The sequence below is a fragment of the Candidatus Poriferisodalis sp. genome, assembly GCF_965215815.1.
Lineage (GTDB): Bacteria > Actinomycetota > Acidimicrobiia > Acidimicrobiales > Poriferisodalaceae > Poriferisodalis.
In genome coordinates this window covers 1,193,649-1,220,033 of record NZ_CBDCEO010000013.1, presented here as the reverse complement: position 1 = coordinate 1,220,033, position 26,385 = coordinate 1,193,649, and the positions used below count along the sequence as shown (strand labels likewise).

21 protein-coding genes and 2 tRNA genes are annotated in these 26,385 nt (G+C 66.7%); 5 read left to right on the top strand and 18 right to left on the bottom strand.

Annotation, left to right across the window (positions count from 1 at the left end; genetic code table 11):
* Positions 1-30 precede the first annotated feature (30 nt).
* The 9 genes from ACOOHB_RS15580 to larB form a co-directional block, all read right to left on the bottom strand.
* Complete coding sequence (locus ACOOHB_RS15580; protein WP_420445726.1) at positions 31-2,340, bottom strand: beta-propeller domain-containing protein; 2,310 nt, start codon at positions 2,338-2,340, stop codon at positions 31-33.
* A gap of 131 nt (positions 2,341-2,471) precedes the next feature.
* Positions 2,472-3,695 (bottom strand): acyl-CoA dehydrogenase family protein, encoded by a 1,224-nt coding sequence (locus ACOOHB_RS15575; RefSeq protein ID WP_420445725.1) that lies wholly within the window; start codon positions 3,693-3,695, stop codon positions 2,472-2,474.
* 20 nt (positions 3,696-3,715) lie between these two features.
* On the bottom strand, positions 3,716-7,387 hold the full coding sequence (locus ACOOHB_RS15570) for a hydantoinase B/oxoprolinase family protein (protein ID WP_420445724.1): 3,672 nt from the start codon (positions 7,385-7,387) through the stop codon (positions 3,716-3,718).
* Between the two features lie 126 nt (positions 7,388-7,513).
* On the bottom strand, positions 7,514-8,878 hold the full coding sequence (locus ACOOHB_RS15565) for an FAD-dependent oxidoreductase (protein ID WP_420445723.1): 1,365 nt from the start codon (positions 8,876-8,878) through the stop codon (positions 7,514-7,516).
* Positions 8,879-8,889: 11 nt separating this feature from the next.
* Positions 8,890-9,384 carry a DUF4411 family protein gene (locus ACOOHB_RS15560; RefSeq protein WP_420445722.1) on the bottom strand — a complete coding sequence of 165 codons (495 nt, stop codon included), beginning with the start codon at positions 9,382-9,384 and terminating at the stop codon, positions 8,890-8,892.
* Positions 9,381-10,526 (bottom strand): ImmA/IrrE family metallo-endopeptidase, encoded by a 1,146-nt coding sequence (locus ACOOHB_RS15555; protein WP_420445721.1) that lies wholly within the window; start codon positions 10,524-10,526, stop codon positions 9,381-9,383. Before ACOOHB_RS15555 ends, ACOOHB_RS15560 begins: the two co-directional genes overlap by 4 nt.
* Before the next feature lie 50 nt (positions 10,527-10,576).
* A tRNA-Arg gene (locus tag ACOOHB_RS15550) sits at positions 10,577-10,650 on the bottom strand.
* Between the two features lie 87 nt (positions 10,651-10,737).
* Entirely contained in the window at positions 10,738-12,075 is a 1,338-nt protein-coding gene (gene larC / locus ACOOHB_RS15545) for a nickel pincer cofactor biosynthesis protein LarC (protein WP_420445720.1), read from the bottom strand.
* Positions 12,075-12,881, bottom strand: a complete 807-nt coding sequence (gene larB / locus ACOOHB_RS15540) for a nickel pincer cofactor biosynthesis protein LarB (RefSeq protein ID WP_420445719.1) — start codon at positions 12,879-12,881, stop codon at positions 12,075-12,077. The genes larC and larB overlap by 1 nt, the downstream gene beginning before the upstream one ends.
* 66 nt (positions 12,882-12,947) lie before the next feature.
* Here larB and pheA point away from each other — a divergent pair, with 66 nt between their 5' ends.
* A complete protein-coding gene (gene pheA, locus ACOOHB_RS15535; RefSeq protein ID WP_420445718.1) occupies positions 12,948-13,925 on the top strand; it encodes a prephenate dehydratase in 978 nt (325 codons plus the stop codon).
* A gap of 53 nt (positions 13,926-13,978) precedes the next feature.
* Here pheA and ACOOHB_RS15530 read toward each other — a convergent pair whose 3' ends face one another.
* From ACOOHB_RS15530 to hutU, 5 genes are read right to left on the bottom strand one after another with little or no spacing between them, the layout of a single operon-like run.
* Entirely contained in the window at positions 13,979-15,457 is a 1,479-nt protein-coding gene (locus ACOOHB_RS15530; protein ID WP_420445717.1) for an NAD(P)/FAD-dependent oxidoreductase, read from the bottom strand.
* Between the two features lie 24 nt (positions 15,458-15,481).
* Positions 15,482-16,660 (bottom strand): imidazolonepropionase, encoded by a 1,179-nt coding sequence (hutI, locus tag ACOOHB_RS15525; protein WP_420445716.1) that lies wholly within the window; start codon positions 16,658-16,660, stop codon positions 15,482-15,484.
* On the bottom strand, positions 16,657-18,024 hold the full coding sequence (locus ACOOHB_RS15520) for a formimidoylglutamate deiminase (RefSeq protein ID WP_420445715.1): 1,368 nt from the start codon (positions 18,022-18,024) through the stop codon (positions 16,657-16,659). The genes hutI and ACOOHB_RS15520 overlap by 4 nt, the downstream gene beginning before the upstream one ends.
* Positions 18,021-18,590 carry a peptide deformylase gene (gene def, locus ACOOHB_RS15515; RefSeq protein ID WP_420445714.1) on the bottom strand — a complete coding sequence of 190 codons (570 nt, stop codon included), beginning with the start codon at positions 18,588-18,590 and terminating at the stop codon, positions 18,021-18,023. Before def ends, ACOOHB_RS15520 begins: the two co-directional genes overlap by 4 nt.
* 23 nt (positions 18,591-18,613) lie before the next feature.
* Positions 18,614-20,305, bottom strand: coding sequence for a urocanate hydratase (hutU, locus tag ACOOHB_RS15510; RefSeq protein ID WP_420445713.1), 1,692 nt, complete (start codon positions 20,303-20,305; stop codon positions 18,614-18,616).
* A gap of 66 nt (positions 20,306-20,371) precedes the next feature.
* Here hutU and ACOOHB_RS15505 point away from each other — a divergent pair, with 66 nt between their 5' ends.
* From ACOOHB_RS15505 to ACOOHB_RS15490, 4 genes are all read left to right on the top strand, one after another.
* Positions 20,372-21,091, top strand: a complete 720-nt coding sequence (locus tag ACOOHB_RS15505) for an IclR family transcriptional regulator (RefSeq protein ID WP_420445712.1) — start codon at positions 20,372-20,374, stop codon at positions 21,089-21,091.
* Entirely contained in the window at positions 21,088-22,617 is a 1,530-nt protein-coding gene (hutH, locus tag ACOOHB_RS15500) for a histidine ammonia-lyase (RefSeq protein WP_420445711.1), read from the top strand. Before ACOOHB_RS15505 ends, hutH begins: the two co-directional genes overlap by 4 nt.
* Positions 22,618-22,723: 106 nt before the next feature.
* Entirely contained in the window at positions 22,724-23,050 is a 327-nt protein-coding gene (locus ACOOHB_RS15495; protein ID WP_420445710.1) for a hypothetical protein, read from the top strand.
* Positions 23,047-23,625: a hypothetical protein gene (locus ACOOHB_RS15490; protein ID WP_420445709.1), complete on the top strand. Its 579-nt coding sequence runs from the start codon at positions 23,047-23,049 to the stop codon at positions 23,623-23,625. Before ACOOHB_RS15495 ends, ACOOHB_RS15490 begins: the two co-directional genes overlap by 4 nt.
* Positions 23,626-23,702: 77 nt before the next feature.
* Here ACOOHB_RS15490 and ACOOHB_RS15485 read toward each other — a convergent pair whose 3' ends face one another.
* From ACOOHB_RS15485 to ACOOHB_RS15470, 4 genes are all read right to left on the bottom strand, one after another.
* Positions 23,703-25,016 (bottom strand): ATP-binding protein, encoded by a 1,314-nt coding sequence (locus tag ACOOHB_RS15485; protein WP_420445708.1) that lies wholly within the window; start codon positions 25,014-25,016, stop codon positions 23,703-23,705.
* Between the two features lie 95 nt (positions 25,017-25,111).
* Entirely contained in the window at positions 25,112-25,321 is a 210-nt protein-coding gene (locus ACOOHB_RS15480; protein WP_420445707.1) for a hypothetical protein, read from the bottom strand.
* Positions 25,322-25,432: 111 nt separating this feature from the next.
* Positions 25,433-25,834 (bottom strand): hypothetical protein, encoded by a 402-nt coding sequence (locus ACOOHB_RS15475; protein WP_420445706.1) that lies wholly within the window; start codon positions 25,832-25,834, stop codon positions 25,433-25,435.
* Positions 25,835-26,207: 373 nt separating this feature from the next.
* Positions 26,208-26,292, bottom strand: a tRNA-Ser gene (locus tag ACOOHB_RS15470).
* Positions 26,293-26,385: the final 93 nt, after the last annotated feature.

Sequence of the window (26,385 nt, the reverse complement as noted above, 5' to 3'; positions counted from 1 at the left end):
AATCGACCTGATCGCGCCCGGAATTCGCGTTCAGTCAGCCCACCGCAGCAGTGAGACGCGCTCGGTTGATCCCAGCTCGACTGATTCGAGTGCCTTGTTCGATGCGATGTACAGCCGACCGCCGATCACTGCGCTCCCGGCAACTCGCGCCTCGTAGTCGACGTCGTACCAGCAGTAGCGCTCGAAGGGGCCGACTTCTTCAGTGCCGTCGGGGCGGACCGTGATCTCTCGGGATTCGCGGCACTTGCGCAGCGGCGGGTCCGCATGACTGAAGCGAGCGAGTTCAGAAAGCTCATCGTGAACGGTTGTGAGCGCTACGGCACCGAGGAACGGAGAATCACCTCCGTTCTCGTCGCTCGGGTACTGGTTCATGGGCAGCACCGCGAGACCGGTTGGGGGCCAGTACAAGAACGCAAGCGCATCGAACTCCACCTGGCTGCGGCCACCCGGCGCAGTCCACTGGGCGATGCGTTCGGGCCGATCCAAATCAGCAATATCGAACAGCGACACCTGGGTGCCGAGTGTTCGGCCTTCTTCGTCGGCGTCCTGGCCGACACCGAGCAACCGGTCCTCGCCGACCGGATGCAGATAGGCCGAATAGCCGTGAATCTTGAGTTCGCCCCGCACCGTCGGCGAAGCTGGGTCAGCCAGGTCGATGATGTACAGCGGATCGGTCTGGCGGAACGTCACCACCGCGGCGATGTCACCTAGGTACCGCACCGCAAAGATTCGCTCGCCGATACCAAGCCCGCCGATCTGGCCGACCTCCCACAGGCCGTCGGCGTCAACGGCGAACACCGTCACGAGGCTCTCAGAGTCAGGCTCACCCTCGAAGCGCCACGGCGGCACCGTTGTGGTCGCGATCCTCAGGTGGCCCTCGTGGGAGGACATCGAGTATTGGTTCAGCACGGTGCCGGTCACCGTCGCCGAACCGACGTAGGGGCTCGAAAGCGCATCGGCAGTGTCGAACATGTGGATCTCGGACTCGGCGAGCGTGCCGTCATCGGGACCCTCTGGCTGGGTATGCCAGTTGAACCATCGGGTCGTCGTTACGTACAGGTGCTCTGGTGAGGCGTACACCGTGCTGCCGTCAGACATGATCGACGTGGTGTCCAACGATGCCGCGAGGCCGTCGTCAGCGATATCGATGGTGGTGACGCTGAGCGTGCCCGGACCCGAGTAGTGAGCTGGAGCCCAGACGCGATCGCAATGGACAAGGCGACCGTACACGAGGGTCGCGCTGGCGGAATCTGACAACTTGTAGCGCGGGAGCCAATGATCGACCGTGGTGGCGGCAGCAATCTCACGATTCGTCTGGGTTGCCTGCTCCTGGGCGGCAAGGTCAGCCGCGCCCGGGACGGCCCAACCGATGGCACGCGGCCTCGAGCTGGTAACGATGCGCACAACGCCCTCGGTCATTCGAGCGCTGACGTAGTTGCCTTCGATACTCAGCCGCCGCACGATCGACGGGGTCGAGCCAGCCAAGTCGATCTCGACAACCTCGGTCGTGGGGCCCCAGTCGGGTTCCGGCACGACGGGAAGCGCTTCGAGGGCACCGTCAGCATCGCGCTCGAACGGCACGATGACGTCCCAACGTGACGCGAACACAAGCACCCGATCACCGTGCAGCAGCAGTCTCGAGCCCCAGTGATCGCCGAGCGTCAGCGACGCGACCAGCTCAGGCTCAGCGCCGGTCACGTCCACGACATGCACCCGCTTCTCGCTCGCGAAGACGATTCGCTCGCCGTCGGTCTTGAGCACGTCGGGTTCGTCGATGCCCGCTTCTTGCACGTTGGAGGTGCTGTAGTCGACGCCTGCCTGCAATGACGGGAAGTCGCCCGAGGCCGCTTCGTCAACGGCAATCGCGCCCTCCTCGATGACATCCCCCTCGATGCCGAAGCCGTCACCAAGGCCCCACGGGCCAACGATTTGCGCCGCGTTCGCATGGACATAGTCGAGCAAAGGGCCGCAGTCGCTGAACCGTTCCAGCGCAGCAGTCTGTGCGCCGTCCGCCTCGCGACGCCTCTGCTGTTCCTCCGCCTCGCGACGCCTTCGTTCCTCTTCGATCCGTTGTCGTTCTTGCTCGGAAGCCTCGCTAGACGAATCGTCGTCGACATCGGCGTTGGCGTCCTCCGCAGCAGTGTCCTCATCGGCGTCGCTCGACGGCTCGGCGCCAGGGTCTTGGCTGGTGGGAGTGTCGGGTTGCTCACCGTCGGTTGCCGCCGACGGGCTCGTTGTCGGGGCAGCGGAATCTCCGGCCGGAGCATCGACGGCGTCGCTGGTGCAGGCGGCCGCAAACAGCCCTGCGGCGAGCAGCACGCCCAGCAGTCGGCCAGTCATTGGTCTCGACGCATGTCGCATCTTCGAGTGGGTCATCACATAGACAGAGTCGCTGCGGCAGATTGACGTTCCGACGCCATCGTTACAGTCCGGTGTCAGCGCTGCGGACGCAGCGACGTCAGGCTGCGACCTCAGGCCGGGTCAGGGTCGTTGCCGTCGGCGTCGTAGAGGCCGTTGCGGCCGAGCCGCACGAGCAGCTCCTCGGTGCTCCACGGCAGCATCGTGGCGCCGCAGCGGGCATCTCGGTAGTGCTGTTCGAGCCTGCCCGGTCGCAGCAACGACCGGCCGCCGCAAGTGCGCAGCGCCAGCGACGCCATCTCGGGGGCGCTCTCCATCGTGGTGATCGTCGCCACCTGAGCACGGCGCAGCTGTTGCGGATCGGGATCCGCGCAGATCTCGCCGAGCACGCGGTACGTCATCGCCTGCGCCCGGTCGTAGATGAGCTGCAGCTGCGCCCAGCCGGTCTGCTTGATGGGGTGATCCCGAGACGCCTTCACACCGGACTCGCCGCGCAGGTACGTCCGCGTCGTGTCCAGGATGGCTCGCATCAGGCCCAGGTAGCTGAACGACAAGCTCATGTAGAACTGCGGGAAGCGCGACACCATCGCGTTGAACATCCCGGGCGGCAGCACCTCGTTCTCAGCCGGCACGAACACGTTGTCCATCAACAGCGTGCGCGAGTCGGTGCCACGCATCCCCAGCGGATCCCAGTCGCCCACGATCTCGACACCGTCGGAGTCGGCAGGCACGCCCAGCAGGCGAAGGTGGGGATCGCCCTCCACCACGGCGAGCACGTTGTGCCGGTGTGCCGCGCCGCTCAGCGAAGCGAAGATCTTGCGGCCCGTTACCACATAGCCGCCGTCGGTCACCACGGCGACGGTGCTCAAACCCGCTCGAGCCCCGGGTGCCTGCCCCTCGGAGAACGGCTGGGAGTGGATGGTGCCGTCGTGGACCATGCCGTGCCACAAGTTCGGCCGATTCGCTTCGAGGTGCGCAGCCATCTTCCCGTCGGGATCCAATGCGCTGCCGTTGGGGCCGGCGAGCAGCGATTCCGCAATCGGTCCGGCCAGCAGCGCCGTCGCGGTATGCATGTTGAACGTCAGCGCGGTCGTTGCGCAGTGCCGTCCCATCTCCTCAGCCACCAGCGCGTAGCCCACGAAGTCCGCGCCGAGGCCGCCCGCGGACTTCGGGACGCACAGGCCCAAGAACCCGGCGTCGGCCAGGTCGGCCCAGTTGCGATGCGGGAAGCTGGCGTCGCGGTCGTGCTCTGCGGCACGCTCGGCAAACGCAGGGCCCAGTTCCGCCATCCGGGCGACCAATTCCACCCGTTCGGGCGTCAGCAGTTCGTCACTCATTGCTCTCACCCTTGCATTTGTCAGCGTGTGCTCCCAGGCGGGGGTGGGCCGTAGCCCCCGCCGCCCGGTGTGTGGATCTCCATGACATCGCCCGCGTCCACTTCGACGCGGGCGCATCCAGCCAGCTCGGTCACGGCGCCATCAGCTCGTTCCAGCAGATTCCGGCCGAGGGCGCCGGGCCGGCCGCCGGCGACACCGAATGGCTGGATCCGCCGGCGCGAGCTGAGCAGGTTCACCGTCATTGCCTCGCCGAAGCGCAGCCGGCGTATCACGCCGTCGCCGCCCCGGTTCGCCCCAGCTCCGCCCGAGCCTCGCCGCACCTCAAACCGCTCCAGCAGCACCGGGTGGCGCTGCTCGAGGATCTCAGGGTCAGTGAGACGGGTGTTGGTCATGTGCGTATGCACCGCATCGGCGCCGGGCCGGCGCGCAGTGGCCCCCGCTCCGCCGCAGATCGTCTCGTAGTACTGGTGCTGCGCATTGCCCCAGATGAAGTTGTTCATCGTGCCCTGCGACGCCGCCACCACGCCGAGGGCGCCGAACAGCGCATCGGTGATCTGCTGGGACGTCTCCACGTTGCCGGCGATGACCGCCGCCGGCGGGTGCGGCGACAGCATCGAAGGATCGGGCACCAGAAGTTCCAGGGGCCGCAGGCAGCCCGCATTCAGCGGGATGGCGTCGTCGACCATGCAGCGGAACACGTACAGCACCGCCGAGCGGCAGACCGCCACCGGTGCGTTGAAGTTGCCCGGGTGCTGATCGCTGGTGCCGGTGAAGTCGACAAGAGCGCCCCGCGCCGAGCGATCCACCGAGATGCGAACGCAGATGACGCTGCCGTCGTCAAGTTCGAGCCGGTAACTGCCCCGATAGTTGCTATTGCCGAGGACGTCGATCACCCTCCGCACCATCTCTTCGGCGTTGTCGGCGACGTGGCTCATATAGGCGTGCACGACCTCGAGCCCGTAGTAGTCGACGATGCGGCTCAGCTCGGCGGCGCCGCGCTCGCACGCGGCGATCTGGGCCCGCAGGTCGGCGATGTTCTGGTCGGGGTTGCGCGCTGGCCACGGGCCGCTGGCGAGCACATCGCGGACCTTGGTTTCGAGGAAGCGGCCCCCGGCCACGATCCGGAGGTTGTCGAGGACGATGCCTTCCTCGTCGATGGTGGTGGAGTCGGCCGGCGCCGAACCGGGCACGCAACCGCCGATGTCGGCATGGTGGCCGCGGGAGGCCACGTAGAAGATCCGATCCGTGCCGGAAGCATCGAAGACGGGCCGCACGACGGTCACGTCGGGCAGGTGGGTGCCGCCGTTGTACGGGTTGTTCAGCACATACACGTCACCGGGCGACATCGTCGGGTTCTGGGTGATGACCGTGCGGATGGACTCGCCCATCGAGCCCAGGTGCACCGGCAGGTGCGGCGCGTTGGCCACGAGCTGCCCGGCGGTGTCGAACAGCGCGCAGCTGAAGTCGCGCCGCTCCTTGATGTTCACCGACACCGCGGTGTGCTCGAGCACCACGCCCATCTGCTCGGCGATGTTCATGAACAGGTTGTTGAAGATCTCGAGCTGCACCGGATCGACGCTGGTGCCGATCGCGACCCGTGACGGTCGAGCCACAACACGTTCGAGCACGAGATCACCGCGGTCGGTGATCGTGCCCTGCCAGCCCGGTTCGATCACGGTGGTGGCGTTCGGCTCGACGATGACCGCAGGGCCAGCCATGACGGCTCCGGGTGCCAGCGCGGTGCGGTCCCAGAAGGGTGTGTCGTACTGCGCGCAGCCCGGCGGGGCTTCGGCGCTCATGTAGGTGGTGTGCGTGGCCAGCAGCGCCTCACGGTCACCCTCGGGCGGAGTCGCCGGCGGCGGGTCGACGGCCTGGCCGCGGGCCTCGATGTGCAGTGCGTCAACCACCAACGCCTGATCTGGTGGGCTGAACCCGAACCTCGACCGGTGTGCTGCTGCGAATTCGCTCGCTACCTCGTCGGCTGAGCCCAGAGGCACTTCGAGCGTCGTGTCAGAACCGCGGTAGCGAACAGCCAGCCGCCCGGCCACCTCGATGCGGTCCTGCGACACCCCCGCAGCGGCCACGGCCTCGACTGCGGTCGGGCTGGCTGCGGCGAGCCGCCGCTGCAGCGCGCCGATGAGCTCGCTGTCCAGCGGGGCCTCGATCGGCTCAGCGCGCAACTCGGTGACGTCAGCCAGCCCGATGCCGAGCGCGGACAGCACGCCCGCGTGGGGATGGATGAAGATCGTGATGATCCCGAGCCGGTCTGCCACCCGGCAGGCGTGCTGGCCGCCGGCACCGCCGAAGCAGACCAGCGTGTAGGCGGTGATGTCGTGGCCCCGCTCGGTGCTGATCATGCGGATCGCGTTGGACATGTTCTCCGCCGCGATCTCGCCGTACCCGAAGGCCACCTCGGCAGCGCTGCGCTGCACGCCGGTGGCCTGCGCGATCGAAGCGGCCAACTCGGCAATGCCGTCGGCGGCAGCAGTGACATCGAGCGGCTGAGTCCCATCGGGACCGAACAGCCGCGGGAAGAACTCGGGCCGGATCACGCCCAGGGTGACGTTGGCGTCGGTGAGGGCCAGCGGTCCGCCGTTGCCGTAGCTCGCCGGTCCGGGATCGGCGCCGGCCGATTCGGGACCGACACGCAAGCGGCTGCCGTCGAAGGTGAGCAACGACCCGCCTCCGGCCGCCACCGTGTGCATGTCGATGATGGGAGTGCGCACGCGGATGCCCGCCACCTCGGTCTCGTTAGCCCGCTCGAACTCGCCGGCGAAGTGCGAGACGTCGGTTGACGTGCCACCCATGTCGAAGCCGATGAGCTGGGAGAAGCCAGCCGCCCCAGCGGTGCGCGCCATGCCCACGACACCGCCGGCTGGTCCCGACAGCAGCGCATCGCGGCCGGTGAATCGCCGGGCATCGGCCAGCCCGCCGTTCGACTGCATGAACTGCAGCTGCGGACCCTCCGACGACGCCACAGCGTCGCTGTTTCCAATTCTCGACGCCACAGCGTCGACGTAGCTGCGCAGGATCGGGGACAGGTAGGCGTCCGCAACGGTGGTGTCGCCTCGGGGAACGATCTTGACGAGCGGGTCCACCTCGTGACTGACCGAGACCTGCTCGAAGCCGATCTCGCGGGCCGCGGCGGCCAAGGCCGCTTCGTGGTCGGGATAGCGGTAGCCGTGCACCAGCACGATCGCGACGGCTTCCATTCCGCGTTCGCGGGCCGCAGCCATGCCAGCGACGGCAGCGGGCAGGTCCAGCTCTCGCAGCACCGCGCCGTCGGCAGCCATGCGCTCGGCGACTTCGAGCACCTCGGCGTAGAGCATCTCGGGCAGGACGATGTCGAGCTTGAACAGGTGCGGACGGGTCTGGTACCCGATGCGCAGCACGTCGCCGAACCCTGCGGTTGTCACGAACAGCGTCGGCACGCCACGCCGTTGCAGCAGCGCATTGGTGGCGACCGTGGTGCCCATCTTCACGGACCTGATCCGCTCGGGCGGCAGCGGTTCGCCCCGCGGCACGCCGAGCAGGTCGGCTATGGCAGTGGTGGCAGCGTCGTCGTAGCGGCGCGGATCCTCGCTCAGCAGCTTGTGCGTGACCAGGCTTCCGTCGGGACGGCGGGCCACGACGTCGGTGAACGTGCCCCCACGGTCGACCCAGAAGTCCCAGCCACTTGGCACCGGATCCATCCCTTGAGGCTAGGAAGCTGTGCGGCGCAGGCGCGTCGGCGGCCACGTCTCGCCCAAAGCGTCTCCGCTTCGTTCCCGAGCACGTTGGTATGCGGCTGCCCAGCCCAGTCTCACCTGCCTCGCCAGCTAGGCACGCGCCTTGCGGAAACGGGTGCCGTGAAGGATGCCGCCGTAGTAGTTGAACGCCTGCCGTGCGGTGGGCTCATCGAACGGGTAGTCCGCACCGATCTGAGTTGCAGCGGCGAGCCCGGTCACGAAGCAGGTCTCCTGGCTGTTGACCAGCGTGTGGGCACCGCAGTACCAGCTCCGCCGCTTGCCCTGGATGAAACGGAACAGCGGGACGAGCAGTGTCACATGGCGGACGTCGTGCACGATGTGCTGGAACCACCAGCGCTTGACGATCTTCTCGTCATCGATGGGGGTGATCGGGTTGTACGTCACCAGGCAGGGCCGCTCGGATTCCTGGGCCCACGGCTGCTGGTTACCCATGATGTAGGTGATCTCGTAGTTGTCCGGTCTGGCGCCGTACTGGACGATGTGGTTGCTGCGTGTACGCAGCACTTCGACCTCGTCGTCGGGCAGCACGGCCGAGTCTGAATGCACCACCACATGGTTGTGGAGCTCGCTCTCGTAGCGAATCGATGACAGCAGGTAGCGCTCGAGCATCGTGGGCTTGTCCAGCATCATCAGCGTCTGGTTCGCATTGCAGGCGAAGATCACCTCGTCGAAGGTCTCGCGGGCACCGGTCTCGTCCTCGACCTCGACGCCGGACGGCTGCCGGTACACCTTGCGCACCGGCCGGTTCAAGTAGATCTTGTCGCCGAAGTCCGCCGACAGGTTCTCGTAGATGCGCCGCGTTCCCTGGTCCCAGGTCTGCATGGGCGTCGCCGTCTCGATGTCGAAGAACTCGAGATACCTGGCGAAGAGCGCTGCCGGCATGTCGAACACGTTCGTCGCCATCAGGAAGTTGACGAACATCGGCTTGAGGATCTTGTACCTGAAGTCGGCCGAGAACCCGCCCATGTTCAGCATGGTCCGCATGCTGATGTAGTTGAACGGGTTGAGCGCGTTCGCGAACTTCGACCTCGCGCGGGTCAGGCGACCGAATGAATGCAGGCGCTTCAGCAGGCGCTGGAACTTCGCGATCTCGGGCTGCAGCTGATCCCTGATGTCGGAGTCGAAGTCGTGGGCGTAGATGCCGCCGCGGTATCTCACGCTGTAGTTGAACTTTGTGTCCACGAGATCGATGCCGAAACGCTCCATCAACAGCACGACGTGGTCGTACACCGACGGGATGCACGCGGTGACGGAGATGTCGAACGGGACCGAGGTGCCGTCGGATTGCGGCATATCGGCCGTGACTGCGTTGCCGCCGATCTGTTCGTTGGCTTCGAACAGCCGGAAATCAAATCGGTCCGGGTGGTGGTGCAAGGCCCACGCGGCTCCCAGCCCCGACATGCCGCCGCCGACAATTGCGATTCTGCGCTGCATCGTCATGCTCCCTACGACGATGGCCCGAGGACGAAGCGCGCGCGCTCGTTGCGCAACATTTCGTACGGCGTGATGGATTTGACTCCTACACCTATGCAGGCATTCGGGATCTTGATCTTCTTAGGGGACCGGCCAAAGATTTCGTGGGTGACGACGACATAACCGTGCGCATGAGCATGGGCGACGAGGTAGTAGTCGGCGACCTGGAAGAACGTGGCGGGTCCCACTTGCTCATAGCCAGCCCGACTGGCCCAAGAACTCACGATCGAAAGACTCGGAATCATTGCTGAGTCCGGTGCCAGAAACAACTCTGGTCTGTCGTTTGCCCACGCGGCCAACTCGTCGTCGCCAGCTCGGATTTCATCACCTACCCGCTCAATGCTGAACACGATCCCCGTTGCGTTCGCATGATCGATCCATTTCCAGAAGGCTGGGCAGAACTCGAATCCGTAGTGGAGGTTCTTCGCCTGGATGAAGACGTTCGCGTCCAGCAGATACGTCGTCACGTGATTCCGAGCCGTTCGCTCAATTCATGGAAGGTCGAGATCTTCTTGAAGCCGAGCATCCGGAATGCGTCGGTGTGAAGCGTCTGGCCCTCAAGAGTGCTGGCGATGACGGACCGCGCGAAGAGTTTGGACACCCGTACCGGTTGTGTGTTGTAGAAGTTCCCACCGTCGCCGGCTCCGACGATCAGCCCCATCACACGGGCAAGCTCAGCTCGGTACGCCTTCCTGTAGTCATCCCAGGCGAGGAAGCCAGCTTCGTGCACACGGCGAAGCAAGACGAGTGTGCTCGCCTTGAACCGCCGAGCGAGACGGTTGAGCTCGGCGGTGAGGTCTGCAGCAGGAGCGAATTCAGTTCGAAGCGCCTCAATTGGCACCAGAAGTTCCGCCGCGACTTCGTTGCACCAGCGTTCAGCTGCGATCGACGGTGCGCTGCCTAAGTCAGCGTCCGAGAGTCCTGTCTCGCCTAGCCAGATGTGCGCCAGCTCATGCGCAAGGGTGAAGATCTGCGCAGCCTTCGTGTCTGCGCCGTTTACGAACACCAAAGGCGCTATCGGATCGACAAGGGCGAATCCTCTGAATTCTTGCGGATCCAGCTTGCGGTGTGTATTGCTGCCAACCACACCGCTAACCATCACCAAGATTCCTACTTCCTCGGCTTGATCTCGCAAGTAGGTGAAGGCGTCAGACCAATTCGAGCCTCGCTGGCCCACAGAAAACGTGAGCGCCTCTGACATCACAGAGGCGGCATGTCCTACCGGTGTCGCGACCGTCAGCGAGCCGACGTGAGGGATCGGCTCAAGCCCGAGACCGAGGGCATATTCGCGAAACCAATCTTGGCGCTGCTGGCACTCGAAGATCGTGTCGAGCAGGTTCGGACTCGGGCGAGCAACTTGTTCGTCGCCAATCGTACGGAAATCGGGGATCGGGACTTCTTCGACAGGCGGTTCAGGAAGAAAGAAATAGCCGACTGGGGTGCGTGTTGCTCGGGCGAAGCTCTCGAGTTGTTTCAGCGTGGGCGTGTGCTCGCCCGACTCCCACTGCCTCAGCTTTGGAAACTTGTGCAGGAGTTCCTCAACGCCGAGTCGCGAGCGTTCGGACGCCCACGCGTAGAGCGCTGGCTCGACGTTGACCCGAACCGTCACAGCCCCTCATTGTGATGCGCCCAGGGCTCCGCAACTGCCATGCCCCTCAGCGCGCTTGGAGGGACTCGAACCCCCAACCTTCTGATCCGTAATCAGATGCTCTATCCAATTGAGCTACAAGCGCTGGTCCTCGCCGGAAGCGGGCCGGATTGCCCGGTGGCGTCCAGACAGTGTAGAAGGCGGCACCTATGGGGCTTCAAGAGGTTTCCCCTCAGGCCGGGGGGTCGTCACGGTCGGGCGGATCAGCAGCGGCCAGCAATCCAGCCGCCCGGGCGACTTCGGCTGGCGCGCGGCCAATGGCGGATGCAGCGGCGACCACGTCAGACCACTCCGGCTTGCTGCGGTGAGGGCCATGCTTGACGCTGACGGCGTGCCCGGAGACGTGCACGGTCGATGTGTGCCGTTCGAGCGCTGTGCGCACCACCGGGCGCGCGCGGAGCCCCAGCGTGCCAGTAAGCCGTGCGATGAGATCGGCCAGACGGGTCACGTCGTCGGGTCGGCACAGCGCCATCAGCGTGTGCGCGGGACGACCCTTCTTCATCACGATCGGGGCGGCCCAGGCGTCGAGCGCGCCGGCGGTCAGCAGTTCGTCCAGCGCATGACCCAGCACTTCGCCCGAGACGTCGTCGAGGTTGGCAGCCAACTCGACCAGCGCTTCGGTGGCGTCGGCTCCCTCGAGGGCCCCCATGGCAGCGCCCAGATGTGGTGCAATCTGATCGGCTACGGCCCCGATCTCGGCGCCGATCAGCACGCCGGTGACGTTGGGGCGCCCAGGCAGGTCCCTGGTGCCTGCTCCGAAGCCGGCGCTGGCGAGTGTCATAGCCGGTGCTGGCCCGAAGTGCTCAGCCAATGCGGCAACGATGGCGGCACCGGTGGGCGTAGTGAGCTCGATGTCGATGTCGACGCCGACGATCGGGTGTCCTGCCAACAGGTTCACCACCGCGGGCGGTGGGTTCGGCAGCACTCCGTGGGCTGCGTTGATCGTGCCCTTGCCCACCGCGACCGGGCCGCAGCGCACCGAGTCCACTGCGAGCGATTCGAGGGCCGCGCACACACCGACGATGTCCACGATGGCGTCGAGGGCCCCGACTTCGTGGAAATGCACTTCTTCGGCCGCCATGCCGTGGACCTGGCCTTCGGCTTCGGCCAGCGCCCCGAACACCGCCAGTGCCCGCTGCCGGACGCGCGCGGCGAGCGGTGCTGCGGTCAGCAACGCCCGGATATCGCGCCAGCGACGCTGGTGATGCCCCTCGGGAGCGTCGACGATTGCCCGGGTTGCGGCGAGCTCGTTCCGCCTGACCCGTTCGGTGTCCAGCTTCCAGCCGTCGAGGCCCAGCGTCTGCAGTTGGGCAACCACATACCCCAGGTCAGCGCCCGCATCGAGCAATGCGCCAAGTGCCATGTCGCCCGCAATGCCCGAGACCGGGTCGAACCACGCCACCATGCCTCCCGACGCGGACGATCCAGTGCTGTCGGCAGGGATGGCCTCGACGTTTGCCGGCTCACGCGCCTCGGCAATCGGCGGGCTGGGCGACGGGTTGTCGTGCATCACTCGGATCCGCCGTGGGAGCGGGCGGCCAGATCCAAGATGCGCATCGCAGCCATGGCGGCACCGAAGCCGTTGTCGATGCCCACCACGGTGATGCCCGCAGCACACGACGCATGCATGGCCAGCAGCGCGGTCACACCTTCGAGAGCGGCGCCGTAGCCGGCACTGGTCGGCACCGCGATGACCGGTGCAGGCGTTACACCTGCGACTGCGGTGGCCAGCGCTCCCTCCATGCCTGCCACGACGATGACCACGTCAGCCGCCGCCAAGGTGTCGATCTCGGCAAGGAAGCGGTGCATGCCGGCCAGACCGATGTCGGCGCGGGGCGTCGCGCAGACGCCGAAAGCACCGAGCACTGCCGCCGCCTCGTGTGCCACCGGGCCGTCTGCCGTGCCGGCCGAGGCCACCACCACCTGCTCGCTGCGCACGTTCGCCGCACGCCACACCACCGTCGCCAACGCCTCGCTGTCAGCAGAATCTGGCCCTCGATCGGCCGGCCGGTGCACCGTCCCTCCGGGACATGCCGCCAGCGCGGCGGTCACCTGCTGTGGCTGCGCACGCGTCAGCAGCACGGGGCCGGATCCCCCGCTGAGCATCTCCGCCACGATCCGGGCGCACTGGGTGGGCGACTTTCCCGGCCCATAGACGGCCTCGGGATGGCCGGTCCGCAGTGATCGATGATGGTCGATGCGCGCCCCGGCGACGTCTGCATAGGGCAGCCGCCGCAGGCGACTCAGCGCCTCGTCGGGCGGCAGCGTTCCGTCACGCACGTCTGCCAGCAGATCGGCGAGCTGTTGTGCGTCCATCGGCTGCCGTTCTACCCGCTGCAGCGAGGGGTCCGTTGCCCGTGGCGCGATGCGTATCCTGCCTCGATGGCTACAGCCGGTTCTTCAACGGGCGCCACGACCCTGCTGCCTTCGACGCGCATCGGCTACATGGGTCCACCCGGCACCTTTACCGAGAGCGCCCTCCAAACCCAAAGCGACCTCGTACGAGCGGCGTTGGTACCGCTGATGTCGATCCCGCACGTCCTCGACGCCCTCGAAACCGGCTCGGTGGACTTCGGATTCATCCCGATCGAGAACGCCATCGAGGGCAGCGTCAACATCGCGCAGGACGCTCTGGCGTTCGATTTCGACTTTCTCATCCAACGCGAAGTGGTGGTGGATGTTCAGCTTGACCTGATGGCACTGCCTGGCACCGCCACAGCAGACGATCTGTCTGGGATCCACACCGTGAAGTCGTTCCCAGTCGCTCTCGCGCAGTGCCAGAAGTTCTTAGACCGTCACCTGCCTGAGGCGCAGATCGAAGAAACCGCCTCGACTGCTCTTGCTGCGCGCGACATCCGCGTCGAGGAACGAGCCGGTGTGGCGGCGATCGCGAGCCGGGCGGCCGCCGACCTTTACGAATTGGAGATCGTGGCACCGTCTGTGCACGACAATCCCCACAATCAGACTCGATTCATGCTGGTCGGCAAGGGTGAAATCCCACCACCCACGGGCAACGACAAGACGAGCATCGTGGTGTTCCAGCATCACAATGAACCCGGCAGCCTGATGAACATCCTCATGGAGTTCGAGTCGAGACGCATCGATCTCACCAGCCTGCACTCGCGCCCGGCCGGCGGCGGGATCGGCGCCTACTGCTTTCTGGTGGACTTCGAAGGCCATCTCTGCGATTACGCCATCGGCGATTGCCTGCGGGCGCTCAAGATGAAACAGCGCGACGTCAAGTTCCTCGGTTCGTATCCCGCAGCCAAGGATTCCACGAGCAACCGTTCTGTGGTCAGCGACGAGGCATGGGCCAATGCGGTGGCCTGGCTCGGCCAGCTGCGAAAGATGATGACCTGAGCCACGCCAGCGTCGCCGGCGGGTTGGGAGAACTACTAGAGGCCGGCGGCGACCTACACCCAGGGGCAGTTGGAATTGCGGTCGCCGAAGGTGCCGCCGGTGCGGTAGCGGTCGAGCGTGAACGGCTTGAGTTCTTCGGGCTTGTCGCCGTGCACCATCATCTGGGCGGTCAGCTTGCCCACACCGATCATCTTGAACCCGTGGTTGGAGTCGGCAATCACCCAGGCGTTGTCGGCCACGTAGTCGAACACCGGCACGTTGTCGGGGGTGAATGCGCCGATGCCGCCATTACGGCGCTCCTTGAACAGCGGCCGCAAGTTCTCCAGGCGCTTGAACAGCATGCCCAACGTCGCGCAGTAGTAGTCGGCGAACCATTCCTCGGCCTGGTGTTCGTCGTTCAGGTGACCGTAGGGCTCCACTGCCGCCCTCGGCCCAATCTTGATCGGGATCGTCCCGCCCTGCAGGCCGGGCGCGCCCACCCGCTCCGCGGCATAACGCACGTAGGAGTAGAAGTGGTCCTTGAGGAACCTGCCGTCGTCGGAATACACCGGCGTGTTCATGAGCTCGACGTGCAACACCGGCGAGTCTTTGTGCTGTGCGGTGCGGAAGTCAACGCCGGGGGGCAGCAGGACCTCGCCCTCCAGCAGTCGCCAGTAGGTCCACATGTCCATCTGGGTGTCGACATGGCCGTCGGGGTACAGCACGTCGAGGTGCGAAGGGCCGCCTAGCCACTCCCAGTGCTGCGGCGTCCACGCTCCCGCGCCCACCACGACCTGCTCGCAGGTGATCGACCCCTGGTCGGTGTCCACCGCGGTGACCGAGCCTGAGGCGTCGAGCTGGTAGCCGGTCACGGTGGCGCCGTACACCCGCTGCACGCCCCACTGTCGGCACTTCTGGTCCAGGCCCCACACTGCCATGTGGGTGCCGGCGTACCCGGAGCGGTGCTCGTGAAGCACCACGTCGCAGTTCTCGGTCTTGAAGTCGGGCCACAGGTTAGTGAGGAAGGCGCGGGCCTCCGCACCGGTGTGGACGTCGGAGGGGTATCCACTGGCCTTCTGCGACGCCTGGAGCTTGAGGTAGTCCTCGGTCTGGTTCGACTCGCCCACTGACACGTAGCCGACCTGCTGGAAGCCGAGGTTCACGGGGTCGGACTCCCACACCTCCACGCTGGCTCGCAAGATGGCGTGCAGAGGCTCGGTCATGTACATGTTGCGAATGCAGCCGCAGGCCAGCCCGGTAGCGCCAGCGCCCGGGCCCTGCTTGTCGATCAGCACAACCTCACTGCCCGAGCCCTTGCCGGTGCGCTCGAGGTACATGGCCAGGTGGTAGGCGCTCGACAGCCCGTGCACGCCCGCGCCGACCACCACAAACCGAGCATGGCGCGGCAAGGTCACTGCGTCGAACACCGGGATGACGGCCGGGTTGACCGCTTGCCCGTCCACCTCTGGCGGTAGGGGCCGGTTGGCGAACGGATACCACTGGTTGTGCCCAGTGGGGTTAGGCACAGTGGGGTTGGGAACGGTATTGGTCATGTCTTTTCCTCTTGTACTCGGGGATCAATTCTGGTCGTCGGCGGTGGGGAGTCGGTAGTCGGCTCCCAGGGTCCGCCAGATCAATGGGACGCCGGGCCGGTAGGCGAGGTGGTGGCGGCTTGGCGCGTCGAGAACGGTTATGTGGGCCGGACCGCCGGTGGTGAGCCGCCCGACGTCGATCCGGCCCAACGCTGTTGCCCCTCCGACCGTCACCGCGGCGATGGCCTCGTCGATCGTCATGCCCATGTCGCGCACGGCCATGGCGATGCAGAACGACACCGATGTGGTGTAGCTCGAGCCCGGGTTGCAGTTCGAAGCGATCGCCACCTTGACCCCGGCGTCGATGGCCCGCCGGGCGTCCGGATAGGGCTGGCGAGTGGAGAAGTCGGTGGCCGGCAGGAACGTGGCGACGGTGTCGCTGGCGGCCAGGGCCTCGATGTCATCGTCGGAGAGGTAGGTGCAGTGGTCCACCGACGAGCAGCCCATCTCGACGCCGAGCTGTACGCCCGGCCCGTGGCCGAGCTGGTTGGCATGCAGACGCAGGCCCAGCCCGGCGGCCCGACCCGCCTCGAGTACGGCCCGGGACTGTTCGGCGTTGAACGCGCCGGTCTCGCAGAACACGTCGATCCAGCGGACGCGGTCCGCGACCGCGTCCAGCATCGGCCCGCACACCAGATCGACGTACTCGTCGGCCCGCCCCTGGTACTCGCTGGGCAGCAGGTGGGCGCCCAAGAACGTGGCCTCGGGGCTGGCTTCGGCGGCCAGTGAGGCCAGCTCGGTCTCAGAATCCACCGACAGCCCGTATCCGGTCTTGATCTCCACCGTGGTGGTGCCGGCCCGGTGCACCTCGACCAGCCGCTGGCCGAGCGAGGCTCTCAGCGCATCGCGACCAGCGTTGCGCGTGGCGTCAGTGGTGACCCGGATCCCACCCCCGTCGTAGGGCTCGCCCGCCATCCGCCGGGTGAACTCCTCGGCCCGGTCGCCCGCGAACACCAGGTGGGTGTGGGAGTCGACGAATCCGGGCAGCACGCACCGGCCGCTGACGTCGAGGCGTTCATCGGCGACAGCCCCCGACGGACCCACCGCCAGCACCGTGTCGCCGTCGATGACCACCGACGCATCGGTCACCACGCCCAGCGGTCCGTCGCCCAACTCGGGGTCGTTGGTGATCAGCTCGGAGATGTTGTCGATGACCAGGGTCATGGCGCGGTGACCTCCGTGATGGCCGAAGCCAGATCGGTGGCGACGGCGACGGTCGTGTGCCGGCCGTCACGCACGACGGTCCTGCCGCCCACGACCAGGTGGTGCACATCGGCACTGGTGGCCGCGAAGATCGTCGCGGCCAGCGCGGTCTCAGCATCAGCTCCGGCCATGCGCACCGAATTGAGCCCCACCGTTGCGAAGTCGGCCAGCGCGCCCGCCTCCAGCGTGCCGCCTTCGGGCCAGCCGAGCGATCGGTAGCCGCCGGAGGTGGCCATCGAGGCCAGGACATCCACATCGAACACGCCGCGGTCGTTGGTGGCGGCCCTCTGGTCAAGCTCGACCATGCGTGCCTCGGAGAGGATGTCGACGGTGGCGTGGGAGTCCGAGCCCAGGCATAGTCCGGCCCCTGCTCGGGCCAAGCCGACGCTAGGTCCAGTGCCGTCGGCTAGATCCCGCTCGGTCGACGGGCACAGGCAGCAGTACGCGCCGGCCGCGCCGATCATCGCCTGGTCTCGCCCGTCGGCATGGGTGGCGTGCACCAGGGTCGTGCCCGGGCCCAAACCTTCGGCCTGAGCGATCACGTCTATGGGAGTCAGGCCGTGGACGCCGAGGCACTGCTGGTTCTCCGCCGGCTGCTCGGAGGCGTGGAAGTGCAGCGGGGCGCCGCGCTCTTTGGCCCAGTCCGCGGCCACCTTGATGGACGGCGGATCGACAGCCCTCACCGAGTGCACCGCCGCGCCGACCCTCACCATCGGTCCCGACACCGTCGAGGCCAGGCCCTCGATCCGATCGGCCCACCGGTCGGCGCTGCCGTCGCTGAACCGGGCCTGCTCGGGCGCCAGCGGCTCGTAGCCGCCGTCGTGCGCGGGGTCGAGCCCGCCATGGAGATACAGCGTGTCGAGCAGGGTCAGGCGGATGCCGGCGTCGCGGGCCGCGGCCACCACGGCTGCGCCCATGGCGTCAGGGTCGTCATAGTTGCCCCCGCCGGGTCGGTGATGGACATAGTGGAACTCGCCGACGATGCCGATGCCGGCCAGAGCCATCTCCGCGAACACCGCTCGGGCCAGCCGGTAGTAGCAGTCGGGGTCGAGCCGGGCCGCCACCCGGTACATCAGGTCGCGCCACGTCCAGAAGTTGCCGCGCCCTGCGTGGGTTCGGCCCCGCAGGGCTCGGTGGAAGGCGTGACTGTGCGCGTTGGCCAGCGCCGGCAGGGTCAGGCCCGCCAGTGGCACGGCTTCGGGGGGGCAGGCCGGCACACCGGCACGGACCTCGGTGATGCGATCCCCGTCGATGGTGATCACCACGCCCTCTGCGGCCCCGGACCCACCGAGCCAGGCCAGCTCGCACCAGTACTGAGCGGTCATTCCCCGACCCGCTCGTTGAACCGGGAGATGCGCTCGATGAACGCGTCGCGGTGGTGCCGTTCAAACTCATCCCAGGTGCACAGGGTGGACGGGTCGGCCCGGTCGGTGATCAGGACACCGTCGAGGTGGTCGCACTCGTGCTGCCAGGTTCCCGCGGTCAGGCCCCGTGCTTGGGTGCAGTGTTCGGTGCCTTCACGGTCGAAGTAGCGGACCCCGAGATTGACCGAGCGGACCACGTCGCCCCGCAGCGGCACCGAGAGGCAGCCCTCGTTGATGACCACGGTCTCGTCGTCGCGCACCTCGAGCTCCGGGTTGATGGCGACGGTCAACTCAATGGGCGGCTTGTAGGGGTAGCGGGGGTTCTCGTTCACTTCGATGACGACAATCCGGGCCGTCTCGCCGATCTGGTTGGCGGCCAGGCCTGCCCCGTTGGCGTGGCGCATGGTGTCGATGAGGTCGTCGACGATGCCCTGGGTTCGCTCGCTGGCGATCTCCGACTGCGGGACGACCGCAGCCGCCCTCCGCAGCGCCGGATGGCCGATGGAGAGAATGTCGCGGACGGTCATGTCCCTGCCTTCACCGCCCGGGCCTACTGCGCGGCCGCCGGAGCGGCCGGTATCTGAACGCCGCGCTCGGCGGCCACTTCCCAAGCCCTGTCGTAACCGGCGTCGGCATGGCGCATCACGCCGGTACCTGGATCGTTGAGCAGCACCCGTTCCAGTTTCTGAGCGGCCAGGTCGGTCCCGTCGGCCACGCTCACCTGGCCGGCATGGATCGACCGGCCGATGCCCACCCCGCCGCCGTGGTGGATGCTCACCCACGACGCTCCCGACGACGTGTTGACGAGCGCGTTGAGCAGGGGCCAGTCGGCGATGGCGTCGCTGCCGTCTGCCATGTCCTCGGTCTCGCGGTAGGGAGAGGCCACCGAGCCCGAGTCGAGATGGTCGCGTCCGATGACGATCGGCGCGGCCAGCTCGCCGGACCGGACCATCTCGTTGAACCGCAGCCCCAGCCGGTGGCGCTCCCCGTAGCCGAGCCAGCAGATCCGGGCCGGCAGGCCCTGGAACGCGACCCGCTCGCTAGCCAGGGTGATCCATCGCTTGAGACCCTCGTCATCAGGGAACTCCTCAAGCACGGCCCGGTCCGTAGCCGCGATGTCGGCCGGGTCGCCCGACAGCGCAACCCAGCGGAACGGCCCTTTGCCCTCACAGAACAGGGGCCGGATGTAGGCAGGAAGGAAGCCCGGATAGTCGAAGGCCCGCTCGCAGCCGCCGAGAGCGGCCTCGGCCCGCAGGCTGTTGCCATAGTCGAACACCTCGACGCCGACGTCGAGGAAACCCACCATGGCCTCCACGTGGGTGGCCATGGCCGCCCGGGACCGGCGCACGAACTCGTCGGGCTGGTTGCGCCGCAGCTCGTCCGACGCCTCGGGCGACAGGTCGTTGGGAACATATGCCAGCGGGTCGTGCGCGGAGGTCTGGTCGGTGACGATGTCGGCAGCGACGCCGTCAGCCAGAAGGCGCGGCATCACGTCGGCCGCGTTGCCGACCAGTCCCACTGACAGCGGGCGGCGGGCCCTGACGGCCTCGGAGCATCGGCGCAGCGCATCGGCGTAGTCGTCGGCGACCACGTCGAGATAGCGGGTCTCAACCCGGCGAGCCGCGCGTTCGGGGTCGACCTCGATACACAGGGCAACCCCATCGTTCATGGTGATGGCCAGCGGCTGAGCACCGCCCATCCCGCCCAGCCCGGCGGTGACGGTGAGGGTCCCTGCCAGCGACCCCCCGAAGCGTTTGCGGGCGATGGCCATGAAGCACTCATAGGTGCCCTGCAGGATCCCCTGGGTGCCGATGTAGATCCACGACCCCGCTGTCATCTGGCCGAACATGGTCAGGCCGAGCTGCTCCAGCCGGCGGAATTCGTCCCAGTTGCCCCACTCCGGGACAAGGTTGGAATTGGCGATCAGCACCCTGGGCGCCCACTCGTGGGTGCGGACCACCCCTACCGGCTTGCCCGACTGCACCAGCATGGTCTCGTCGTCGGCCAGATCGGTCAGCGTCGCGATCATGGCGTGAAAAGCGGGCCACGACCGCGCCGCCCGACCGGTGCCCCCGTACACGACGAGATCGTCGGGGCGCTCGGCCACGTCGGGATCGAGATTGTTCTGCAGCATCCGGAAGGCGGCTTCTTGGGGCCAGCTCCGGCACGTCAGCGCAGTCCCGGTGGGAGCTCTCACTCCGCCCCGAGGGGCGCTGGCGCTGTGCTGTGTGCTGCCTGCCATAGAGGACCTCGCGCTGGCTGCTGTGTGGTGTGCACACGTTACCGAACGTCGGCCTATGATGTCAATATGCAGCAAGAGATTTCATGCACTGAAATTACTGCTGCCCCGCTGCACAGGTCACGCTCGGCGGAGCGGGTGCTGTCGCTGCTGGACGCCGTGATTACCAACGGCGAACTCAGCCTGACTGCGGCAGCCGCCCGGACGGACATGCCGGCCAGCACGGCTCTGCGACATCTGCGGGTTCTGACCGACCGTGGCTACCTCGTCAAGGACAGATCCGCTTCCTATTCCGTGGGTCCGGCGTTCGTGCGCACCGCCTTGGCATCGTTGCAGTCCGGCCCCTACGCCCGGCTCCGATCGGCAGCCCAGCCAGAGCTCGAACGATTGGTCGAGGCCACCGAGGAGTCCGCATACCTCGCCGTGCGCGACGGCGACGCTGCCGTCTATATCGCCACGGTCGAGAGCCGTCGGGCCATCCGCCACGTCGGCTGGGTGGGCCGGTCGGTTCCCATCGACGGCACCGCGGTGGGGGCGGCGCTGCTCGCCGCTCCGCTCGGGCGCGGTGCCCGCCCCGCGCCCGTCTTCAATACCGGCGCCATCGAGTCCGACGTCACCGCGGTCTGCGCGCCAGTCCACGGTTTGGAGGGCCCGGTAGCGGCTCTGTCGGTGCTGGGTCCGGCGGAGCGGCTCGTCGGCACCCGCCTGCAGACCGCCGCCGACGCCGTGACCGAAGCGGCCGTCGCCACATCGGCCGCGCTCTCGTCCGTCGAGGCATTCTCGGCATGACGGTGGTACTCGACGGCCCTGGCGTCACTGTCTCTGATGTCGTCGCGGTTGCCCGGCACGGCTCAAAGGTTCGCCTCAGCGACGACGCCCGATCCGCCATGACCGCAGCCCGCGGCATCGTCGAGGCCCTAGCCGACGGCGAGCCGGTCTACGGGATCTCCACCGGCTTCGGCGCCCTCGCCAACACCACCATTCCGGCCAGCCGTCGGGCCGCTCTGCAGCAGTCCTTGATCCGCTCCCATGCCGCCGGGATGGGCCCGGCGGTAGAGCCCGAGGTGGTCAGGGCCATGATGTTTCTGCGGGCCCGGACGCTCGCCTTCGGGGCCTCAGGGTCGAGGCCGCAGGTTGCGGAATCGCTGGTGCGTCTGATCAACGCGGGCGTGGTGCCTGCGGTGCCCGAACACGGCTCACTGGGTGCCAGCGGCGACCTTGCGCCGCTTGCCCATGCTGCGCTCGTGCTGATCGGCGAAGGCGAAGTCCTCACCGACGACGGGGGCACGATTGACGGGGCCGAGGCCCTTTCGATGGCGGGCATCGAGCCCTTGGTCCTCGCTGAGAAGGAGGGCCTGGCCCTTACCAACGGCACCGACGGGATCCTGGGAATGCTCTGCCTGGCCGTCCACGATCTCGCCGGCCTGCTGAGGGTCGCCGACATCGTGGCCGCCTGCAGCGTCGAGGCTCTGCTGGCCACCGATCGGGCCTTCGCCGCCGACCTGGTGGCGCTGCGGCCCCATCCCGGCCAGCAGGCCTGCGCAGCCAACCTCCGGGCCTTGCTGGCCGGCTCGCCCATCGTGGCCAGCCACCGCTTCGGCGACGACCGGGTGCAGGACGCCTACTCCATCAGGTGCACGCCCCAGGTGCACGGAGCGGCCCGCGACACCCTCGACTTCGCAGCAGCCGTGACCGATCGGGAACTGGCCTCGGCCATCGACAATCCGATGGTGCTGCCCGATGGCCGCGTCGAGTCGTGCGGCAACTTCCACGGAGCGCCGGTCGCGCTGGCAGCCGACTACCTCGCCATCGCTGCGGCCGAGGTCGGCGCCATCGCAGAACGCCGCATCGACCGGCTGCTCGACCCCAAGCGTTCGGCTGGTTTGCCCCCCTTCCTGGCCGACGATCCGGGCGTGGACAGCGGCCTGATGATCGGCCAGTACACCGCTGCCGCCCTGTGCGCCGAGAACCGGCGCCTGGCCGCGCCGGCCGCAGTGGACTCGCTGCCCACCTCCGCCATGCAGGAAGACCACGTGTCCATGGGCTGGGGCGCGGCTCGCAAGCTGCGCCGGGCCATCGCCAACCTGCGCCGCATCCTGGCCATCGAATGGGTGACAGCCGCCCGCGGCATCGAACTGCGAGCGCCCTTGGCGCCCGCGGCGGGAACCGCCGCGGCGCTCAACTTGCTGCGGACCAAGGTGCCCGGCCCGGGTCCCGACCGCTGGCTGTCGCCCGAACTCGCCGCAGCCGAGCAGATGCTCGCCGCCGAGGCTCTGGTGACCGCGGTAGAGACAGCGACCGGTCCCTTGGCCTGAAACACCTCTGCGGAGGGAGGGGGATTCGAACCCCCGGAGGCTTGCGCCTCAACTGAAGTCGCTGCGTCGCCTCGTCCGTTGAGCAACGCTCGCCTACCTTGTGACCATGGCGGCACAAAGCGATGACGCTCACCATGGCCCAGTTGGTCGCTTGGCTCCCCATGAGGCCGATCCTGAAGCGATACGGCCTGCGGACACGTCGCCGGAAGCCTGGAATCGGCTCACCCAGACGTGGTCATCGATGACGCCATTGCAGCGAGCGAATCTGGCCGCTTCGATGTCATCGGCCATCGAGTCCGCAGCCCGTGCAGGCATTCGAAGCGATGAACCCGACGCCCGCGAGGGCCGCATCCGTTACCTCTTGGCGCAACGGCGATACGGCACCGAGATCGCTACGGCCGCGTTCGGTCCCGACGGTCGCTGGCCGCAGTGACCGATCCCTTCGCGCTGGCAATGCGCGTGGCGGACATCCTCGATGATCACGGCATCCCCTACGCACTGGGCGGTTCGCTCGCCAGCTCGATGTTCGGTGAACCACGGGGCACCGTCGACATCGACATGGCCATCCGCTTGGAAGGCCACCAACTCGAGGACTTCGTGGGGTCGCTCGAAATCGAGTTCTACGTGCCCGTCGCGGAAGCGCAACGCGCGGTCGCTGCGCACACGTCGTTCAACCTCATCGACGACAGTGGCTTGAAAGTGGACCTCTTCGTGCTCGGTGAGAGCCTTCTGGACACGCTCCAGCTCGAACGACGTCGACGCGTCATCGTCCGCGACAATCCGCCGCAGCACCTGTGGGTCACGGCGCCGGCCGAGCAGATTCTCCGCAAGCTGGAGTGGTACCGCGACGGAGGGCATGTCTCCGAACGTCAATGGCGGGATGTGGTCGGGCTGCTGCAAGCCCAACACGCGTCGCTCGACATTGCCGAACTGACCCACACAGCAGCATCGATCGGACTCACCGACCTCCTCGCTGCCGCGTTGGAGGCTGCGGACGCAAGTCCCTGAGACGCCTTGGCGGTTCTGGCTGACTTAGCGAGCGGAGGGAGTGAGCTTCAGTGAGCGCAGATCAGCGCCCATTTCTGTTACGCCGATCGGTGCGGACCGGGGTGGCCTTTCCGGCGAATGCACCTGGCATTGACCCTGGGCATCAGGTAGTGACAACGGGGTGCAAGACGCCGGCCCGTCCGCGAGATGACCGCACCCGCATCTCCGAGGTCGTAACGAGCTTCGCGGGCCGCCGCTTCCAAGACGACCTCGGCATTCATCACAGCACCGAACTCAACGCTCCCGTCTGGGCGCACGTTCACGCAGCCGACGTTGACGAGCCGATGTTCGATGTCAGCTAGCTGGGACTTGGGCATCCCCGTCCGCTGCGCGATGCGCAAGGGTTCCGCAGTTCCGCCGAGGTAAGCAACTGCGTGCAAGAACGTCTGCTCGGGCTCGCTGAGATCGTGCCACGTAGGGCGGAACACCCGGTCGGACATAACGCGATCTGTCTCACGGATGGCCTCGCTTGCCGCGTGATCGTCGATTGGCGACAGCGGCGCGTCAGCAATCAACCACGCGTGGTAGCCGAGCAATTGCATGCGGTACGGCAGCGGACCAGTCGCCTCCGCCAGACTGCGCAGCGCTGAAGTCTCGATCGCGCCGCCGGCATCGCTCACCGTCCGCTTCAGACACCGCATCACGTCGGCAACCGTGAGGGGCGGCATGTCGAACTTGCCACCACGGTGAAAGAACGTCAGCTTCTTGTCACGCAGAACGGTGTGCTTCATGTCCGACAATCCGGCGCCGATGAACGCGACCGGGAGTTCTTCACGCTTCGTGGTGTGCTGCAGGTCGGCCGCGAGGCGCCGCATCTCGTCTCGCTGAGCACCGTGCATCTCGTCCAGGCTGAGCAGCACTCCAGTCCCCCGCTGTGCAGCGTGGATCCCCAGCACCGTGAGCTGCCGCCGCAAACTCCAGTCGTGACGCACCTCGCGCACTACTTCACGCTGCACCGATGCCAGCCTGGGACCCAGTCGCGAACTCACGGCAGTGCGCTGGGAGCGACCGCTGACATCGGGGTAGTCCTCGTACTGCTCTTGGCCCCACAAGATCATGTCGCTGATGCGGTCCCCGATTCCGGCGGTACTCGCATCCAGCGCGAACACCACCCAGCCGTCTCGTTCGGCGGCATCCTCGATCATGCCGAGCGTCACCGTCTTGCCTGATCCGCGTGGGCCGAGAACGACCGAGGTGATCCGATCGTCACGGGGACCGCTGTGCAGCGCGGTTCGGACATCGGTGAGCATGGCGTCACGACCGACAAAGAAGTGCGGGGCATGACCGAATCCGGGCGTGAACAGGTTCGGCGCCGGTACCGAACCGCCTGCGCCGCGCGACTTCCGAGCCATATTGTCAGCCTACGCTGATGTGATTTCTTGCACTGTGCTTTGCAAGTTGCAACATTGTTTGCAACTTGCATAACCCCGTTGCACCAACCAGCAACTCAGAAATCTCGTTGCGGAGCGCCGCTCGCGCTGGCAGTGTCGAGGCGTGCTTGCTGTTCGGTTGTCATGTCGGCGCCGAGGGGCCCGGCAGGTGCCTCACAATCGGTGCCGACGACTCCGGCGAGCGTGACGGCGTTGTAGATGTCCGACTGCGCCGTGCCGAGACTCGTTGAGACCTGTCGTGGCCGATGAGCCCATTCGCGAGCCATTCGACACACATCACGCCCGCGAGCAACTCGCAGACGAACTCTCGGGCAAGCACCAGGTCTCGTAGAGACGTACGAGAACCTGAGGCTCAAATTCTTCGACGCCCACTCGGGCTAGGCGGGCACCGATTCGCGAGCGTCCTGCACCTGCTGGCTGTGCCGTGTCAGCATGGTCGTCGACCGAGTCAACGTCGTGGTGCGACGGCCCGCGGCCGCACCCGACAGATTGCGCCATTCCGCGCCCAGCGCCGCCCCAGCGTCATGAACGATGTCGAAGACTTCGACATCAGTGTCGGAAGTCGCTACTGGACGCAGCAACTCGAACGTGATCTCGATCTCACCTTCATCCGCGTCCCCGGACGCCACGGGGTCAATGACGCGGTCGTCGCCGAGCAGGTGCTCCATGAGATCGCTCACGAATGTGCACACTTCGTCGTAGGTCAACGGCCTCGCACCGTTTTCGTCCTCATGCACGATGCCGATCTTGCAGGTTGCCTCGGTGCGTGATCCGCTCATCCCCACCCCTCGGTTGTCTTGCACTTCCTCATGTGAACTCTTGTATTTCGCAGGCTGCGATGGTCTGACGGCGTAGCGGACACGGCCACGATGTGCTTGCCGCACTCAGCCGGACAGTACAAAGCAAAGTGTCTCTTGGTTTTCTTGATGCGCCAACCATGGTCTTCCGCTTGCCGGAATAGCCGCTCGTAGTCTCGGTTCTGGTGCCTAGTCCGATCGCTCGCCATGAACGACGGACGCTAAAGCGTACGTTGCATTCCGTCGCCCGATTTATTCGCTCGCGTCCGCCGATGAGCCGCTGGTCGCCGTGGTCGTAGTGGCTTCCAGCCGCCTGGTCCGAGACACCTCAGAGAGGGTCGGAGATCCCGGTGAGCGGAGGGAGGGGGATTCGAACCCCCGGAGGCTTGCGCCTCAACGGTTTTCAAGACCGTCGCAATCGTCCGCTCTGCCACCCCTCCGCAGGCCAACTTATCGTCGGGGACATCGCGGAAGCTTTCTGCTCGGGGCTATCTTGTTGCGGTGCGCCTGCCGCCCAGCGGCTGGTTGCGAAT

Bases quoted from the DNA above. Each gene is read 5' to 3' on its own strand.
- ACOOHB_RS15580 (WP_420445726.1), bottom strand. From the start codon at position 2,340: ATGACTGGCCGACTGCTGGGCGTGCTGCTCGCCGCAGGGCTGTTTGCG.
- ACOOHB_RS15575 (WP_420445725.1), bottom strand. From the start codon at position 3,695: ATGAGTGACGAACTGCTGACGCCCGAACGGGTGGAATTGGTCGCCCGG.
- ACOOHB_RS15570 (WP_420445724.1), bottom strand. From the start codon at position 7,387: ATGGATCCGGTGCCAAGTGGCTGGGACTTCTGGGTCGACCGTGGGGGC.
- ACOOHB_RS15565 (WP_420445723.1), bottom strand. From the start codon at position 8,878: ATGCAGCGCAGAATCGCAATTGTCGGCGGCGGCATGTCGGGGCTGGGA.
- larC (WP_420445720.1), bottom strand. From the start codon at position 12,075: ATGCACGACAACCCGTCGCCCAGCCCGCCGATTGCCGAGGCGCGTGAG.
- larB (WP_420445719.1), bottom strand. From the start codon at position 12,881: ATGGACGCACAACAGCTCGCCGATCTGCTGGCAGACGTGCGTGACGGA.
- pheA (WP_420445718.1), top strand. From the start codon at position 12,948: ATGGCTACAGCCGGTTCTTCAACGGGCGCCACGACCCTGCTGCCTTCG.
- ACOOHB_RS15530 (WP_420445717.1), bottom strand. From the start codon at position 15,457: ATGACCAATACCGTTCCCAACCCCACTGTGCCTAACCCCACTGGGCAC.
- hutI (WP_420445716.1), bottom strand. From the start codon at position 16,660: ATGACCCTGGTCATCGACAACATCTCCGAGCTGATCACCAACGACCCC.
- ACOOHB_RS15520 (WP_420445715.1), bottom strand. From the start codon at position 18,024: ATGACCGCTCAGTACTGGTGCGAGCTGGCCTGGCTCGGTGGGTCCGGG.
- def (WP_420445714.1), bottom strand. From the start codon at position 18,590: ATGACCGTCCGCGACATTCTCTCCATCGGCCATCCGGCGCTGCGGAGG.
- hutU (WP_420445713.1), bottom strand. From the start codon at position 20,305: ATGGCAGGCAGCACACAGCACAGCGCCAGCGCCCCTCGGGGCGGAGTG.
- ACOOHB_RS15505 (WP_420445712.1), top strand. From the start codon at position 20,372: ATGCAGCAAGAGATTTCATGCACTGAAATTACTGCTGCCCCGCTGCAC.
- hutH (WP_420445711.1), top strand. From the start codon at position 21,088: ATGACGGTGGTACTCGACGGCCCTGGCGTCACTGTCTCTGATGTCGTC.
- ACOOHB_RS15495 (WP_420445710.1), top strand. From the start codon at position 22,724: ATGGCGGCACAAAGCGATGACGCTCACCATGGCCCAGTTGGTCGCTTG.
- ACOOHB_RS15485 (WP_420445708.1), bottom strand. From the start codon at position 25,016: ATGGCTCGGAAGTCGCGCGGCGCAGGCGGTTCGGTACCGGCGCCGAAC.
- ACOOHB_RS15480 (WP_420445707.1), bottom strand. From the start codon at position 25,321: ATGGCTCGCGAATGGGCTCATCGGCCACGACAGGTCTCAACGAGTCTC.
- ACOOHB_RS15475 (WP_420445706.1), bottom strand. From the start codon at position 25,834: ATGAGCGGATCACGCACCGAGGCAACCTGCAAGATCGGCATCGTGCAT.